This window comes from Pseudoxanthomonas sp. UC19_8, from assembly GCF_042700505.1.
Lineage (GTDB): Bacteria > Pseudomonadota > Gammaproteobacteria > Xanthomonadales > Xanthomonadaceae > Pseudoxanthomonas_A > Pseudoxanthomonas_A winnipegensis.
In genome coordinates, this window is sequence record NZ_CP170559.1 from 1,069,100 (window position 1) to 1,083,949 (window position 14,850).

The 14,850-nt window shown below is 70.9% G+C and carries 10 protein-coding genes and 2 pseudogenes; 10 read left to right on the forward strand and 2 right to left on the reverse strand.

The features are described from left to right. Positions 1–94: 94 nt before the first annotated feature. Positions 95–828: pseudogene (locus tag ACFJIT_RS04595) on the reverse strand (SIMPL domain-containing protein). Between the two features lie 136 nt (positions 829–964). Here ACFJIT_RS04595 and ACFJIT_RS04600 point away from each other — a divergent pair. The 5 genes and pseudogenes from ACFJIT_RS04600 (at position 965) to tldD (ending at position 8,643) form a co-directional block, all read left to right on the forward strand. Beyond that, positions 965–1,531, forward strand: coding sequence for a Maf family protein (locus ACFJIT_RS04600; protein WP_379655183.1), 567 nt, complete (start codon positions 965–967; stop codon positions 1,529–1,531). After that, complete coding sequence (gene rng, locus ACFJIT_RS04605) at positions 1,531–3,021, forward strand: ribonuclease G (RefSeq protein ID WP_130521287.1); 1,491 nt, start codon at positions 1,531–1,533, stop codon at positions 3,019–3,021. The genes ACFJIT_RS04600 and rng overlap by 1 nt, the downstream gene beginning before the upstream one ends. Positions 3,022–3,213: 192 nt before the next feature. Further along, positions 3,214–6,750: pseudogene (locus tag ACFJIT_RS04610) on the forward strand (YhdP family protein); the annotation flags it as partial. 127 nt (positions 6,751–6,877) lie between these two features. Further along, entirely contained in the window at positions 6,878–7,153 is a 276-nt protein-coding gene (locus ACFJIT_RS04615; RefSeq protein ID WP_379655712.1) for an AsmA-like C-terminal region-containing protein, read from the forward strand. Positions 7,154–7,197: 44 nt separating this feature from the next. Then, positions 7,198–8,643 (forward strand): metalloprotease TldD, encoded by a 1,446-nt coding sequence (tldD, locus tag ACFJIT_RS04620; RefSeq protein WP_379655713.1) that lies wholly within the window; start codon positions 7,198–7,200, stop codon positions 8,641–8,643. Between the two features lie 148 nt (positions 8,644–8,791). Here tldD and yjgA read toward each other — a convergent pair whose 3' ends face one another. Then, a complete protein-coding gene (gene yjgA, locus ACFJIT_RS04625) occupies positions 8,792–9,349 on the reverse strand; it encodes a ribosome biogenesis factor YjgA (RefSeq protein ID WP_379655184.1) in 558 nt (185 codons plus the stop codon). A 71-nt stretch (positions 9,350–9,420) separates the two neighbouring features. Between yjgA and pmbA the strand changes: the two genes are divergently transcribed. The 5 genes from pmbA to ACFJIT_RS04650 all read left to right on the forward strand — a co-directional run bounded on the left by pmbA (position 9,421) and on the right by ACFJIT_RS04650 (position 14,552). Continuing rightward, positions 9,421–10,782, forward strand: a complete 1,362-nt coding sequence (gene pmbA, locus ACFJIT_RS04630; RefSeq protein ID WP_379655185.1) for a metalloprotease PmbA — start codon at positions 9,421–9,423, stop codon at positions 10,780–10,782. Positions 10,783–10,930: 148 nt separating this feature from the next. After that, the gene (locus ACFJIT_RS04635) at positions 10,931–11,374 is read left to right on the forward strand and encodes a FecR domain-containing protein (RefSeq protein ID WP_130531700.1); all 444 of its coding nucleotides are present in this window, start codon (positions 10,931–10,933) and stop codon (positions 11,372–11,374) included. A 5-nt stretch (positions 11,375–11,379) separates the two neighbouring features. Further along, entirely contained in the window at positions 11,380–11,994 is a 615-nt protein-coding gene (locus ACFJIT_RS04640) for an OmpA family protein (protein ID WP_130531699.1), read from the forward strand. Positions 11,995–12,008: 14 nt separating this feature from the next. Next, positions 12,009–14,060: a CHASE2 domain-containing protein gene (locus ACFJIT_RS04645; RefSeq protein ID WP_379655186.1), complete on the forward strand. Its 2,052-nt coding sequence runs from the start codon at positions 12,009–12,011 to the stop codon at positions 14,058–14,060. 66 nt (positions 14,061–14,126) lie between these two features. Beyond that, complete coding sequence (locus ACFJIT_RS04650) at positions 14,127–14,552, forward strand: DUF4870 domain-containing protein (protein ID WP_130522914.1); 426 nt, start codon at positions 14,127–14,129, stop codon at positions 14,550–14,552. Positions 14,553–14,850 lie beyond the last annotated feature (298 nt).

Genomic DNA, 14,850 nt, shown 5'->3' on the forward strand with positions numbered 1-14,850 from the left:
AATCGGATCAAGAATTAATCCCGTGGTCAAGCGTTTGTTCAGTTAAATGAACTGCGGTGCGGCGCGCAGCCGAGTCTTTCCTGGCCGGAGACTTCTAGCGCCCCAGCTCGAACACCACCTCGATGCTCACGCTGAGCGTGGTTTCGCCGGGCGAGACGGGCGTGGCGTCGGCCTTGGCGGCGCGGGCCATCATCATCACCGGGCGGGGCGCGCCGCCGCTGCCGGATTCGGAGATGCTGACGATGCGGCGTACCTTCAGGCCCAGGCCCTTGGCATAGGTCTCGGCGCGGGCCTGGGCCTTCTTCAGCGCGTCCAGGCGGGCCTGGTCGTAGACCGGTTCGGGCTGATCGATCTCGAAGGTCGGTCCGTTGATCTCGTTGGCGCCCTGGGCGGCCAGCGCGTCCAGCACCTGGCCCAGGTCGGCGATCTTGCGCACCTTCAGGCTGACCGTGTTGGTGGCCTGGTAGCCGGTGATCTTGGGCGCTTCGTTGTCGCGGTAGTTGTACTGGGGGTTGAGCATCACGCCGCTGGTCTGGATGTCGCGCTCGGCGATGCCCGCCTTGCGGATGGCGGCCATGACCTGGGTCATCTGGGTGGCGTTCTGGCGCATGGCGGTGTTGCCATCGGCGGCCTGGGTCACCACGCCGGCCGAGATCGTGGCGATGTCGGGCGCGCGGCTGGCTTCGGCCTGGAGGAGATCGACAGCAGCGTGCCGTCGGCGGGCAGGGCGTAGCCGGCAGCGGCGGTCTGCGCGGAAGCGGTCATGGCGGGAGCTCCAAGGGCGAAGGCCAGTGCGATCAGCAGCGGGCGGAGGCGGTGGGTGCGCATCGTTGTGGTTCCTCGATGAAAGTGGGTGGAGTGTCGTTGCGGGAAGATGAACGGGCCGTCGGCCACGGTGGGGTTTGCGGGCGCCGGAGGGGTGCGGCCTCCCGTTCAGTTTCGAGGCGCGGGTTATCCTTGGGCGATGCTGTTCCTCGCCTCCCAATCCCCGCGGCGCGCCGAGCTGCTGGCCCGCCTCGGGCTGGCATTCGAGCCCTTGTCCCTGGACATTCCCGAACAGCGCCAGCCTGGCGAGGCCGCGCTGGACTATGTGCGTCGCGTGGCCCTGGAGAAGGCCCGGACCGGCCTGGAACTGGTGCGTGAGCGCGAGGATGCGATCGTCCTGGGCGCCGATACCGAGGTGATCCTGGACGATGTGGTGTTCGGCAAGCCGGCCGATGCGGCCGATGCCGAGGCGATGCTGGCGCGGCTGTCCGGGCGCACCCATACGGTGGCCAGCGCGGTGGCGGTGATGACGGCGCGGCGTCAGGCGCAGGTGCTGGACCTGTCGGAGGTGCGCTTCGCCGCGCTGAGCGCGCCGGCCATTGCCGACTACGTGCGCAGCGGCGAGCCGATGGGCAAGGCCGGCGCCTACGCGATCCAGGGGCGCGGCGAGGCCTTCATCGCCCACCTTTCCGGCAGTCATTCGGGTGTAATGGGATTGCCGCTGCATGCGACGGCGAACCTGCTCACGCAATTCGGAGTGCTTTGATGTCGGAGGAGATCCTGGTCAACGTCACCCCGCGGGAAACGCGGGTGGCGGTGATCGAAAACGGGATGCTGCAGGAGCTGCACATCGAGCGTGGCTGGCGCCGCGGGATCGTCGGCAACATCTACAAGGGCCAGATCCAGCGGGTGATGCCGGGCATGCAGGCCGCCTTCGTCGAGATCGGCCACGACCGTGCGGCCTTCCTGCACGCCAGCGACATCGTGCGCGCGGCGCCGCCGGCCGCGGTGGCGGCGGGCGAAGAGGTGCCGCTGCCGCCGGCCGCGCCGGCGGCGATCCACGAGCTGGTGCGCGACGGCCAGGACGTGGTGGTGCAGGTGGTCAAGGACCCCATCGGCACCAAGGGCGCGCGCCTGACCACGCAGATTTCGATCCCGTCGCGCTATCTGGTGCTGATGCCGCAGTCCAAGGTGATCGGGGTGTCGGCGCGGATCGAGGACGAGGCCGAGCGCGCCCGGCTCAAGGGCCTGGTGAGCGATCTGGCCGCCCAGCACGGCCACATGGGCTACATCGTGCGCACCAACGCCGAGGGCCAGCCGGCCGAGGCGCTGGCCGAGGACGTGGCCTATCTGTCGCGCGTGTGGAACGTGATCAACCGCCGGGTCGGCGAGATGGCTCCGCGCGCGCTGCTCTATGAAGACCTCAGCCTGCCGCTGCGCGCGGTCCGCGACCTGATCCGCAAGGACGTGGAGCGGGTCAAGGTGGACTCGCGCGAGACCTACGAGCGCCTGCAGGCGTTCGTGGCCAAGTACATGCCGCCGCTGGCGGAGAAGCTGGAGCTGTACTCGGGCGACCGACCGATCTTCGACCTGTACGGGGTCGAGGACGAGATCGGCCGCGCCCTGGACAAGCAGGTGCCGCTGAAGTCCGGCGGCTATCTCGTCATCGACCAGACCGAGGCGATGACGACCATCGACGTCAACACCGGCTCGTTCCTGGGCCAGCGCAATCTGGAGGAGACCGTCTACCGCACCAATCTGGAGGCGGCGCAGGCGGTGGCCCGGCAGCTGCGGCTGCGCAACCTCGGCGGCATCATCATCATCGACTTCATCGACATGTCCGATGCCGAGCACAAGCGCCAGGTGCTGCGCACGCTGGAGAAGGGCCTGGCGCGCGACCACGCCAAGACCACGGTGTACGACTTCTCCCCGCTGGGCCTGGTGGAGATGACGCGCAAGCGCACCGTCGACAGCCTGGCGCGCCAGCTGTCCGAGCCCTGCGGCGCCTGTGGCGGCCGCGGCATGGTCAAGACGGCCGAGACGGTGACCTACGAGATCTTCCGTGAGATCACCCGTGCCACGCGCCAGTTCGAGGCCGCGCGCCTGCTGGTGATCGCTTCGCCCAAGGTGGTCGCACGCATCACCGACGAAGAGTCCCAGGCGGTGGCCGAACTGGAGGAATTCCTGGGCAAGTCGATCCGGCTTCAGGCCGATGCCGAGTATCTGCAGGAACAGTTTGATGTCGTGCTGCTCTGAGGGCGGGACCCGGGATCGGGTCGCCGGGACCAGGCAGAGCAGGTTGGGCCAGAGGGAGTTGCGGGTTCGGCCGGCGTCCGGCATGGGCTCGCGGGTTCGGGCGCGCGCGCGCTCGATCCTTCCGTTCGTGGGTACCGCGTCCCGGCGTGTCTGTGGTTGCCTCCCGTCTTCCCTGATCCCGGCTTCCCCCTGATGCCGCTTGCCTTTCACCATCGCCTGCGCGTGCTGCGCCGGTTGGCGTGGTATGCGCTGGCCGGTGGGCTGGTGCTGGTCGCGCTGGTGCTGGGCGTGCTCAGTCAGCTGCTGCCGCTGGCGCAGCGGCATCCCGATCAGGTGGCGGCCTGGCTGAGCCAGCAGGCCGGCCGGCCGATCAGTTTCGATGCGCTGCACACAGCCTGGACGCGGCGCGGCCCGTTGCTGCAGTTCGACGGGCTGCATGTGGGGCCCAAGGGGCCGGGCGAGGGCGTGGATATCGGCCAGGCCGAGCTGCTTGTCTCGCTGTATGCCGGCCTGCTGCCGGGCCGGGCCTTCACCGAGCTGCGTCTGCGCAATCTGGCGCTGGAGGCCGAGCGCGCCGACGACGGCAGCTGGTCGATCCGCGGCTTTCCGGGACAGCAGACCCGAGGCGATCCCTTCGATGCGCTCAACGGCCTGGGCGAGCTGCAGGTGGTCGATGGCCGTCTGCGGGTGATCGCGCCGTCGCTGGGCCTGGACCTGCAGCTGCCGCACGTGGACCTGCGCCTGCGCGTGCAGGGCCGCGACGTGCACGCCGGGGCGCGGCTGCGCGAGCGCGTGGGCGGCACCCCGATCGACCTGGCCCTGCTGTTCGACCGCGAGCGCGGCGACGGGCGCGCCTATCTGGAGGCCAGGGCCTTGCGCCTGGCCGACTGGCCGGCGCTGTCCAACCTGGCCGGCCTGCGCCTGCAGGGCGGCCAGGGCGAGGTGCGGGCCTGGGCGCGCCTGAAGGCCAAGCGCCTGCAGCAGGCGCAGTTCGACCTGGACCTGCGCCAGGTCCGGCTGGGCGCGAATGACCGTCGTGGCGAGGTGGCCTTCGACCAGGTGCGCGGGCTGGCGCGCGTGCAGGTGCAGCCGGACGGCTGGCGACTGGACGTGCCGCAGCTCATGCTGGGCAAGGTCGGCGCCGGGCAGGGCGTGCGCGGGCTGACGTTGGCCGGCGGTGCGCGCTCGGCGCTGCTGGTCGACGCGCTGCAGGCCGAGCCGCTGCTGCAGGTGCTGGCGCTGCACGATCGCATCGCGCCCGGCCTGCGCGAGTGGCTGCGCCAGGCCCGCCCGCAGGTCGGCCTGTCCCAGGTCAGCGTCGCCGGCACCCTGCAGGGGCCGCTGCGGCTGCAGGCGCGGGTCGATGGCCTGGCGTTCGCGCCGGTCGGGCATGCGCCGGGGCTGTCGGGCCTGGGCGGGTCGCTCACCGGCGATGCGCAGGGCCTGGCGCTGGTGCTGGACCCGAAGCTGCCGTTCAAGTTCGACTGGCCGGCCGGCTTCGGCGTGGTCCATCCGGCCACGCTGCACGGCACGCTGGCGGCCTGGCGCGAGGGCGAGGGCTGGAAGGCCGGCACGCCGTCGCTGGTGGTGGACGGGCCGGATTTCGGCGTGACCGCGCGCGGTGAGGTGTGGTTCCAGAATGATGGTACGCGGCCCTGGCTCAACGTTGCCGCGCAGGTGCACGACACGCCGGTGCCGGCCGCGCGCGGCTTCTGGGTGCGCCACCTGATGTCCAAGCCGGCGCTGGAATGGCTGGATCGGGCGATGCAGGGCGGCATGGTGCGCAACGGCACCGGCCTGGTCGGCGGCGATCTGGACGACTGGCCGTTCGTGCATCAGCAGGGCATCTTCGATGCGCAGGCCGACATCGAGCAGGGGCGCATCCGCTTCCAGCCCGACTGGCCGGACATGACCGAGCTGGACGCGCACGTGCGCTTCCTCGGCAATGGGTTCTCGCTGGAGGGCAAGGGCCGCCTGGGCGAGGTGCCGGTCTCGCGCCTGCAGGGCGGTATCGCCGACTGGCATGAGAGCGTGCTCAAGATCGAGGCCGAGGGTGGCGACGATGCCGCGCGCCTGCTCTCGCTGCTGCGCCACAGCCCGCTGCAGCAGCGCTACGGCGAGGCGATGAAGGGCCTGAGCGTGTCCGGCCCGGCCAAGGTGCAGTTCGGCATGACCCTGCCGCTGCGCGGCGGCGCGCAGCCGGAGGTCAAGGGCCAGGTGCAGCTGGACCGCGCGCAGGTGGCCGACAGCACCTACGACCTGGCCTTCACCGAGGTGCGCGGGACGGCGACGTTCTCGCAGGGCGGCTTCGACGCGCCGCAGCTGGACGCGGTGCGCGCCGGCGCGCCGGCGCAGCTGGCGCTGCGTGCCGGCGATGCAGTGCAGGACGCGGCGCATGTGTTCGAGGCGCGCCTGGCCGCGCCACTGACCGCGGCCGAGCTGCTCGCCCGCGTGCCCGAGCTGAACTGGTTGAACAGTTACATGCAGGGCCGCTCGCCGTGGACCATCGACGTCGGCGTGGGGGCGCCCGCGCAGGGCGGCGGCGATCCGCCGGTGACCGTCACCGCGCAGTCCGACCTGACCGGCACCGCGCTCAAGCTGCCAGCGCCGCTGGACAAGCCGGCCGCGCGCGCGCTGCCGGCCACCGTGGCGGTGCAGATGCCGCTGGAGCAGGGCCGGGTGGACGTGAGCTTCGGCCGGCTGATGGCGCTGCGCGCGCAGCCGCGCGCGGGTGCCACCGGCGTGCGCGTGGACCTGGGCCGCGCGAGCATTTCCCAGCCGGTCCCGGCCAGTGGCCTGAGCGTAGGCGGCACCGCGCCGGTGCTGGATGCGGCCGGCTGGATCGCGGTGGCGCGCGCCTCGGGCAGCGCGCCGGCCGACGATCCGCTGGTCAAGGCCGGCGCGGCCGCCGCGCCGCTGACCAGCCCGCAGGCCGGCGCGCCGCCGCCGCCGGCGGCGAACAGCCAGCCGCTGGCGCTGCGTGGCATCGACCTGACCGCGCAGAAGCTGCTGCTGATCGGCGCCGCCTTCCCCAACACCCGCGTGCAGCTCGGCCCGGCCCGCGCCGCGCTGGACGTCAGGCTCTCCGGCGATGCGCTGGCCGGCCATGTGCACGTGCCCGACGACGCCAATGCCACGATCGAAGGCCAGCTCGACCGGCTGTACTGGACCTCGGCCACGCCAGCGCCGGACCCGGCCACTGCGGCGACCCGGCCGGCGACCTCACCCGACGGCTCGACCCCGGTCGAGGACGACCTGGATCCCACCGCGCTGCCGCCGCTGTCGCTGCAGATCGGCGATCTGCGCTTCGGCGATGCCAAGCTGGGCCAGACCACGCTGCGCACGCGCAAGCTGCCGGCCGGCCTGCGCATCGACACTCTGCAGATGCGCGCGCCGCAGCAGAAGATCGACGTTACCGGCGACTGGACCGGGCGCGGGCGCAGCGCACGCACGCACCTGCAGGTGCAGGTCGACAGCGACGATGTCGGCACCCTGATGGACGGGCTGGGGTTCACCGGCCGGGTGCGCGGCGGTCACGGCAAGGTCGGCCTGGATCTGGCCTGGCCCTCGAGCCCGGCGGGCTTCACCCTGGCCGGGCTGGATGGCAGTGCGCGCTTCGACATCCACGACGGCGCGCTGCTGGAGGTCGAGCCCGGCGCCGGCCGCGTGCTGTCCTTGTTCAGCCTGACCCAGCTGCCCAAGCGGCTGATGCTGGATTTCCGCGACTTCTTCTCCAAGGGGCTGGCCTTCAACCAGGTCAAGGGCGAAGTGGATCTGGGCGGCGGCCAGGCCGGCGACCGACGACACGGTCATCAACGGCTCGGCGGCCGAGATCCGCATCACCGGCAGCACCGACCTGAAGGCGCAGACCTTCGACCAGACCATCCACGTGCTGCCGCGTTCGGGCAACCTGCTCACCGTGGTCGGCGCCGTCGCCGGCGGCCCGGTCGGCGCGGCGGTGGGTGCAGCCGCCAACGCCGTCCTGCGCAAGCCGCTGAGCGAGGTCGGCGCCAAGACCTACCACGTCACCGGCCCCTGGAAGGACCCGGACGTACAGGTCACCGAACACAACGAAGCCGCGCCCGCGCCCGCGCCGGCGACCACACCACCGGCGCCCACGCCCACGCCGTAAGCGCGCGGCTTGCAATCGCCCCCCACACCCCGATCATTGCTGCCATGACCTCATCTGCCATCGCCCTCGCCGAATCGCGCCTGCTGCTGCCCGCAGGCCTGGACCAGACAGGACTGGACCGTGCCTTCGGCACGCTGCTCGGACCGGGCATCGACTTCGGCGACCTGTATTTCCAGCACAGCCGGCGCGAGAGCTGGACGGTGGAGGACGGCATCGTCAAGGACGGTGCGCATTCGATCGAGCAGGGCGTCGGGGTGCGCGCGATCTCCGGCGAGAAGACCGGCTTCGCCTATTCGGACGACATCAACGCGGCCGCGCTGCTGACCGCCGCCGGCTCGGCGCGGGCGATCGCGCGCGACGGCGCCAGCCATGCCCCGCGCGCCCTGGTGCGCGGCACCGGCCGGGCGCTGTACGCGCCGGAGGATCCGGTCGATGCGATGGACAACGACGCCAAGGTCGCCGCGCTGCGTGCGGTCGACCGGCTGCTGCGCGCGGCCGATCCGCGCGTGCAGCAGGTCAGCGTGAGCTTGTCCGGCGGCGTGGACACGGTGCTGGTGGCACGCAGCGACGGCGTGCTCGCCTCGGACGTGCGCCCGCTGGTGCGGCTGAACATCCAGGTGATCGTCGAGCAGAACGGCCGCCGCGAGTCCGGCTATGCCGGCTATGGCGGGCGCTATTCCTATGCGCAGCTGCTGGCCGACGGCAAGCCGGAGGAGTTCGCGCGCGAGGCGCTGCGCCAGGCGCTCGTCAACCTCGAGGCGGTCGACGCGCCGGCCGGGGTGATGCCGGTGGTGCTGGCCTCGGGCTGGCCGGGCGTGCTGCTGCACGAGGCCGTCGGCCACGGCCTGGAAGGCGACTTCAACCGCAAGGGCACCAGCGTCTACGCCGGACGCATCGGCCAGCAGGTCGCCTCGCGCGGCGTGACCATCGTCGACGACGGCACGCTGGAGGGCCGGCGCGGCTCGCTCAACATCGACGACGAGGGCCAGCCGACCCAGTGCACCACGCTGATCGAGGATGGCGTGCTGGTCGGCTACATGCAGGACAGCCTCAACGCGCGCCTGATGGGCATGGCGCCGACCGGCAACGGCCGCCGCGAATCCTTCGCCCATCTGCCGATGCCGCGCATGACCAACACCTACATGCTCGCCGGCCAGCACGAGCCGGAGGAGATGATCCGCTCGGTCAAGAAGGGCCTGTATGCGGTCAACTTCGGCGGCGGCCAGGTCGACATCACCAGCGGCAAGTACGTGTTCTCTGCGACCGAGGCCTACCTGATCGAGGACGGCAAGATCACCGCGCCGGTCAAGGGCGCCACGCTGATCGGCAATGGCCCGGAGACGATGCAGAAGGTGCGCATGGTCGGCAACGACCTGGCGCTGGACGCCGGCGTGGGCGTGTGCGGCAAGGATGGCCAGAGCGTGCCGGTGGGCGTGGGCCAGCCGTCCCTGCTGATCGACGGGTTGACCGTGGGCGGCACGCAGGCGTGAGGGGAGCGGCTTGCTTCCCTTCTCCCACCGCGACGGTGGGCTGTCTGAGGAACAGGTGTCCGCAGCGCGGATGAGGGCGCCGGACTTGCTTCAGGCACTGCGCGCGCGCCGGGCCCTCACCCCGACCCCTCTCCCTGGGGGAGCGGGGCTAGTCTTCGTGCGCGTCGAGCGCGTCGGCACCGTTCGCGTCGGCCGCATCGATCAGGCCGCGGATCTCGCGATACAGCTCGCGGTAGGACGCCGGCGGCTTGTTCTTCTTGCGCTCTTCGGCCACGTTGCGCACCAGCTGGCGCAGGCGCTGGCGGTCCGCGTCGGGGAAGGCATCGACCAGCTGGGTCAGCGCGTCGGGGTCGTCCAGCAGGCGCTCGCGCCAGCTTTCGGCCTGGTGCATCAGGCCGGTCTCACGGCGCGCGGCGTCGCCGCCGGCGTCCAGCGCATCGCGGATCGCTTCCAGCGTCGCATCGTCCTCCTTGCGCATCTGCTTGGCCAGGTACTGCAGCTGGCGCTTGTGCGCGATGTGCGAGGTGACCTTCTGCGTGTCGCGCACGTGGTCGGCCAGCTCCTCGCTCATCGGCAGCTGGGCCAGGCGCGCGGCCGGCAGCGCCACCAGTTGTTCGGCCAGGGCGCGCACCTCCAGCGCGTCCTGCCGCTGCTGGGTGCGGCTGGGGCCGTAGAACTCGCCGGTTTCCGGATCGCGTCCGCGCATCTCACACTTCTCCACGAGTCGGCGCGCGCAGCGCGCCGGATCAATCGAAATCCAATCAATAGGATAAGCCATTGAACGCCATCGCTTCCCCCGTGCATGACGACAGCAACGCGCGCCTGGACCATCTGGCGCGCCTGTCCGAGCGCCTGCTGGACATGGCCCGCGCGCGCGGCGCCAGCCAGGCCGAGGTCAGCTGCAGCGAGGATCGCGGCCTGAACGTCAACGTGCGCCTGGGCGAGGTGGAGACGGTCGAATCCACCCAGGACCGCGCCATCGGGGTGACCGTCTACTTCGGCCAGCGCAAGGGCAGCGCCAGCACCGCCGACCTGCGCGAGGACAGCCTGGCCGCCACGGTCGAGCAGGCCTGCGCCATCGCGCGCTACACCGAGGACGATGCGGCCGCCGGCCTGGCCGACGCCGCGCGCATGGCCACGGCCTTCCCGGACCTGGACACCTGGCATCCGTGGGAACTGGACGCCGATACGGCCATCGACCTGGCGCTGGCCTGCGAGGCGGCCGGGCGGCAGGCCGATGCGCGCATCAGCAATTCCGATGGCGCCTCGGTGGGCAGCGGCTACGGGCTGTCGGTGTACGCCAATTCGCACGGCTTCATCGGGCGCGAGCGCGGCACGCATCATTCGATCAGCTGCGCCCTGATCGTCGGCACCGGCGAAGGCATGCAGCGCGACGGCTGGTACACCACCGCGCTGGCGCGCGAGCGGCTGCAGGCGCCGGAGGCCGTCGGCCTGCGCGCCGCGCAGCGCACCGTGGCGCGCCTGGCGCCGCGCGACCTGGCCACCGGCCAGTATCCGGTGCTGTACAGCGCCGAGGTCGCGCGCTCGCTGATCGGGCATCTGCTCGGCGCTGTCAGCGGCGGCGCGCTGTATCGCAAGGCCAGCTTCCTGCTCGATCGCGCCGGCACGCAGGTGTTCCCGGACTGGTTCTCGATCGAGGAGCGGCCGCTGCTGCGCGGCGGCCTGCGGTCGGGCAGCTTCGATGCCGAGGGCGTGGCCACGGTCGATTCGCCGCTGGTCGCCAATGGGGTGCTGCAGCGTTACGTGCTGGGCAGCTATTCGGCGCGCAAGTTGGGCCTGAGCAGCACCGGCAACGCCGGCGGCGTGCACAACCTCATCGTGTCCAGCAATGCCGACGACCTGCCGTCCCTGCTGCGCGAGATGGGCACCGGCCTGCTGGTGACCGAGCTGATGGGGCAGGGCGTCAACGGCGTCACCGGCGATTACTCGCGCGGCGCCGGCGGGTTCTGGATCGAGAACGGTCAGATCGCCTACCCGGTCGACAACGTGACCGTGGCCGGCAACCTCAAGGACATCTTCGCCGCCATCGAGGCGGTCGGCAGCGACATCGACCCGCGTTCGCACATCGCGATGGGCTCGCTGCTGGTGGGCAGAATGACGGTCGCCGGGAGCCAGTAAGCACCGCATTCGCACGTGAACAGGGCGATCCTGGCCGGATCGCCAGAAATCACTTGCCCATCACATCGCTGACGTGCAATGTCGCCAACGCCGGATCGGCGTGACCGAGGCTTCGACCGCACCTGGTCGGCCCGGACAGGGGGACAACATGAAGCGACTTCTCTGCCTGCTGGCCTTCGGCTGGCTGCTAGGCCTTTCGACGACTGCGCTGGCCGCCGATGCGCACGTGGCGCTGGTCAAGCGCGTGGAAGGCAGTGTCAAAGTCGTGCGCGCCTCCGGTAGCGTCGAGGCGAGCGGCGGCACGCAGCTGCTGGTGTCCGACCGCCTGATCGCCGCGCCCGGCGCGACGGCCTCGATCGTCTTCCGCGACGGCACGCTGCTCACGCTGGGCTCGGGCGCCGACGTGCTGGTGCGCGACTACCTGTTCGAGCCCAAGGACGACGCGTTCTCCTTCTCGCTCTATCTGAACAAGGGCTCGGCGATCTACGAGTCCGGCAAGATCGGCAAGCTCAAGCCGGAGGCGGTCAAGATCGACACGCCTACCGCGACGGTCGGCGTGCGCGGCACCCGCCTGCTGATCGAGGCGAACTGAACGCCATGACGTGTTCGATGCGCCACGCCTGGATGCGGGTCGCCGTGCTGTGTGCCGCCCTCGGTCTGGGCGCCTGTGCGTCCACGCCGACCCGGGTGACGTTGCTGCCGGACCACGACGGCAAAGTCGGTGCACTGGTGGTGTCCACCGCACAGGGCCAGCAGCGCATCGAGCAGGCCTACGCCACGGTCAGCGTCGGCGATGCCAAGGCCCGGCCGGGCGCGCCGCGCGGCCAGGACCAGGCGGCGTTCGAGCAGGCCCATCGCGCGCTGCTGGACGCCCAGCCCACGCCGCCGCGCAGCTTCGTGCTGAACTTCAGGTTCGACAGCATGGAGCTGACGCCGGAATCGAAGAAGCAGCTGCCCGGCGTGCTGGAGGTGGTGCGCGGACGCTTGCCGACCGAGGTCACGGTGTTCGGCTATGCAGACTCGGCCGGCTCGGCCAAGTACAACATGGACCTGTCCGAGCAGCGCGCCCGCGCCGTGGCCAGGCTGCTCAAGCAGATCGATCCGGACCTGCCGGTGGAAGTGCGCTGGTTCGGCGACAAGGTGCCGCTGGTGCCGACCCGGCCGGGGGTGCCGGAACAGCGCAACCGGCGCGCCGAGATCTTCGTTCTCTAGACGCGCGCCCGACCATGCAGCTCGCGCCCGCCCTGACCGAATCCTCGCCCCGTCGGCGGCTGGGGTTCTTGCTGCTGGCCGTGCTGGTGGCGGTGCTGGTGGTCGCCAGCGGCCTGTGGAAGGACGCGCCGGCGGCGCGGCTGGACCGCGCGCTGCTGGACGGGCTGCTGGTCCATGCCGCCTCCGGTGTGCAGGCGCCGGACACGGTGGTGGTGGACATCGACGAGGTCAGCCTGGCGGCGGTGGGGCAGTGGCCGTGGCCGCGCTATCGCCTGGCCACCCTGATCGAGCGCGTCGCGGCCGAGCACCCGTCGGCGATCGCGCTGGACATCCTGCTGCCCGAGCCCGATCGCACCTCGCTTACCGACATCCAGCAGACCTTCAAGCGCGACTTCGACCTGGACGTGTCCTTCGCCGGCGTCCCGGCCGGGCTGCTGGACAACGATGGCTACCTGGCCCAGGTGATGGCGCAGCACGCGGTGATCGGCGCGCGCTATTTCTATTTCGACCATGCCACCGAGGGCGCCGGGCCGGTGCGGCCCGGGGTGGGCTTCGAGGGGCGCCTGGACCGGCTGCAGTTGCCGCAGGCGCCTGGCGTGCTGGACAACGTGGCGCCGATCGCCGCGCGCACGCGCACGGCGGGCTTCGTCAACATCCGCGCCGACGACGATGGCCAGCTGCGGCGCGCGCCGCTGCTGATCGCCCATCGTGGCGTGGTGCACGCCAGCCTGGCGCTGGCTGCGACCATGCAGGCGCTAGGCGTGCGCAGCGGCCAGATCGAACAGGATCGCGACGGCCTGTCGCTGCGGCTGGGCACGCACCGCGTGCCGATCGATGCGGCCGGCCAGGCGCGGCTGCGCTTCAACGGCGGTCCGGCCCAGTACGCCAGCATTCCGGCGGTGGACGTGCTGGCCGGACGCGCGCGCGGCCAGGACCTGCGCGGCCGGATCGTGTTCATCGGCTCCTCCGCCGTCGGGCTCAACGATCTGCATCGCACCGCGCTGGATCGCGACTTCTCCGGCGTCAAGCTGCAGGCGGTGCTGGCGCAGAATTTGATGGACGGCAATGCAGTGCGCGTGCCGGGCTGGGGCACGGGCGCGGCGCTGCTGAGCAGCGTGCTGGGCGCATTGTTGCTGGCCTGGCTGTTCGCCGCCGGACGCGGGCTGGCGCTGCTGGCGGCGCTGGCCGCGCTGCTAGCCGCGGGCCTGCTGGGGTTGGCGGCGGCGGTGTTCGCGCGCACCGGGGTGTACCTGCCGACCGGCGCGGCGCTGCTGACCCTGGGCCTGCTGCTGGCGCTGTGTTGCGGCGTGCGTCTGGTGACCCAGCATCGCCGCGCGCAGCGCTGGCGCCGGCAGCTGGAGAACGCTCGCCAGGTCACGATCGAATCGATGGCCGCGGTGGCCGAGACGCGCGACCCGGAGACCGGCGCGCACATCAAGCGCACCCAGCACTACGTGCGCGCCGTGGCCCGGCACCTGCAGCGCAGCGGCCACTACACCGAGATCCTGACGCGCGAGTACATCGACCTGCTGTTCCTGTCCGCGCCGCTGCACGACATCGGCAAGGTCGGTGTGCCCGACCACATCCTGCTCAAGCCCGGCGCGCTGACGCCGGAGGAGCTGGTGATCATGCGCCGCCACGCCGAATACGGCCGCCAGATCATCCTGAGCACGTCCGGGCGGATCGAGGGCGACAACTTCCTGCAGATCGCCGGCGACATCGCCGCCACCCACCACGAGAAATGGGACGGCAGCGGCTATCCGGCCGGACTGAAGGGTCAGGAGATCCCGCTGTCGGGCCGGATCATGGCCGTGGCCGACATCTACGACGCGCTGATCAGCCGGCGCTGCTACAAGGATCCGTTCCCGCACGAGCGCGCCAAGGCCATGATGCTCGAGCTGCGCGGTACGACCTTCGACCCGGTGGTGCTGGACGCGTTCTTTGAGATCGAGGCCGAGGTGCTGCAGATCGCCGCGCGCTATCGCGACGAGGACGATGCGTCGGACGGGGACTGGGACGACACGCTGGCCGGCCTGGATGGCCGCACCCGGCCTCAGGCCACGTAAGCTGCGCAGGTACCGGCGCACATCGCCGGCCGGCTTCCTTCCACCCTGGACCTGCGAGAAACGCGCATGAACGAATTCGAGAACGTCACCGCACCGCCGCCGCCCCCGCCGGGCACTCCCTCGGCCGAGGACCGGCAGTGGGCGCTGTTCGCCCATCTCTCGGCGCTGCTCGGCGGCCTGCTGACCTCCGGCTGGCTGGCCAGTCTGGGCTGCGTGATCGGCCCGCTGATCATCTGGCAGATCAAGAAGGACACGCTGCCCTTCGCCGCCGACCAGGCCAAGGAGGCGCTGAACTTCAACATCACCGTGGCGATCATCATGCTGGTGCTGACCCTCATCGGTCTGATCACGCTGGGCATCGGCTTCATCGTCACCGGCCCGCTGATGCTGCTGGTGGGCATCGCCGCGCTGGTGTTCATCATCATTGCCGCGATCAAGTCCAATAACGGCGAGGCCTATCGGTATCCGTTCGCGTTCCGCTTCATCAAGTAGGCGCGCGCTTGCGGTGAACTAAAAAAGCCCGGCTCTGGCCGGGCTTTTTTCTTGGCTTTTTGCTGATTTGGGATGCGGCTTAGGGGCGTGTCTGGAGTTCGGCGGGAGCGCAATCCGACGGGCGTTGGTCGCTCTCCCTCGGTCGTGGCATCTGTCCTGCCTTTCCCTATCGTCGTTCCCGCGAAAGCGGGAACCCAGGGACTTTCGCTCGGAGCACCAAGAAGAGGTGCTTCTCGCGCTTCCATGATCGCGTTGCAGCTGAGCGTTCTGGCTTCGGAGGGGCAGCGGTCCGGCGGGC

Bases quoted from the DNA above. Each gene is read 5' to 3' on its own strand.
- yjgA (WP_379655184.1), bottom strand. From the start codon at position 9,349: ATGCGCGGACGCGATCCGGAAACCGGCGAGTTCTACGGCCCCAGCCGC.
- ACFJIT_RS04650 (WP_130522914.1), top strand. From the start codon at position 14,127: ATGAACGAATTCGAGAACGTCACCGCACCGCCGCCGCCCCCGCCGGGC.
- ACFJIT_RS04600 (WP_379655183.1), top strand. From the start codon at position 965: ATGCTGTTCCTCGCCTCCCAATCCCCGCGGCGCGCCGAGCTGCTGGCC.
- tldD (WP_379655713.1), top strand. From the start codon at position 7,198: ATGACCTCATCTGCCATCGCCCTCGCCGAATCGCGCCTGCTGCTGCCC.
- ACFJIT_RS04645 (WP_379655186.1), top strand. From the start codon at position 12,009: ATGCAGCTCGCGCCCGCCCTGACCGAATCCTCGCCCCGTCGGCGGCTG.
- rng (WP_130521287.1), top strand. From the start codon at position 1,531: ATGTCGGAGGAGATCCTGGTCAACGTCACCCCGCGGGAAACGCGGGTG.
- ACFJIT_RS04640 (WP_130531699.1), top strand. From the start codon at position 11,380: ATGACGTGTTCGATGCGCCACGCCTGGATGCGGGTCGCCGTGCTGTGT.
- ACFJIT_RS04635 (WP_130531700.1), top strand. From the start codon at position 10,931: ATGAAGCGACTTCTCTGCCTGCTGGCCTTCGGCTGGCTGCTAGGCCTT.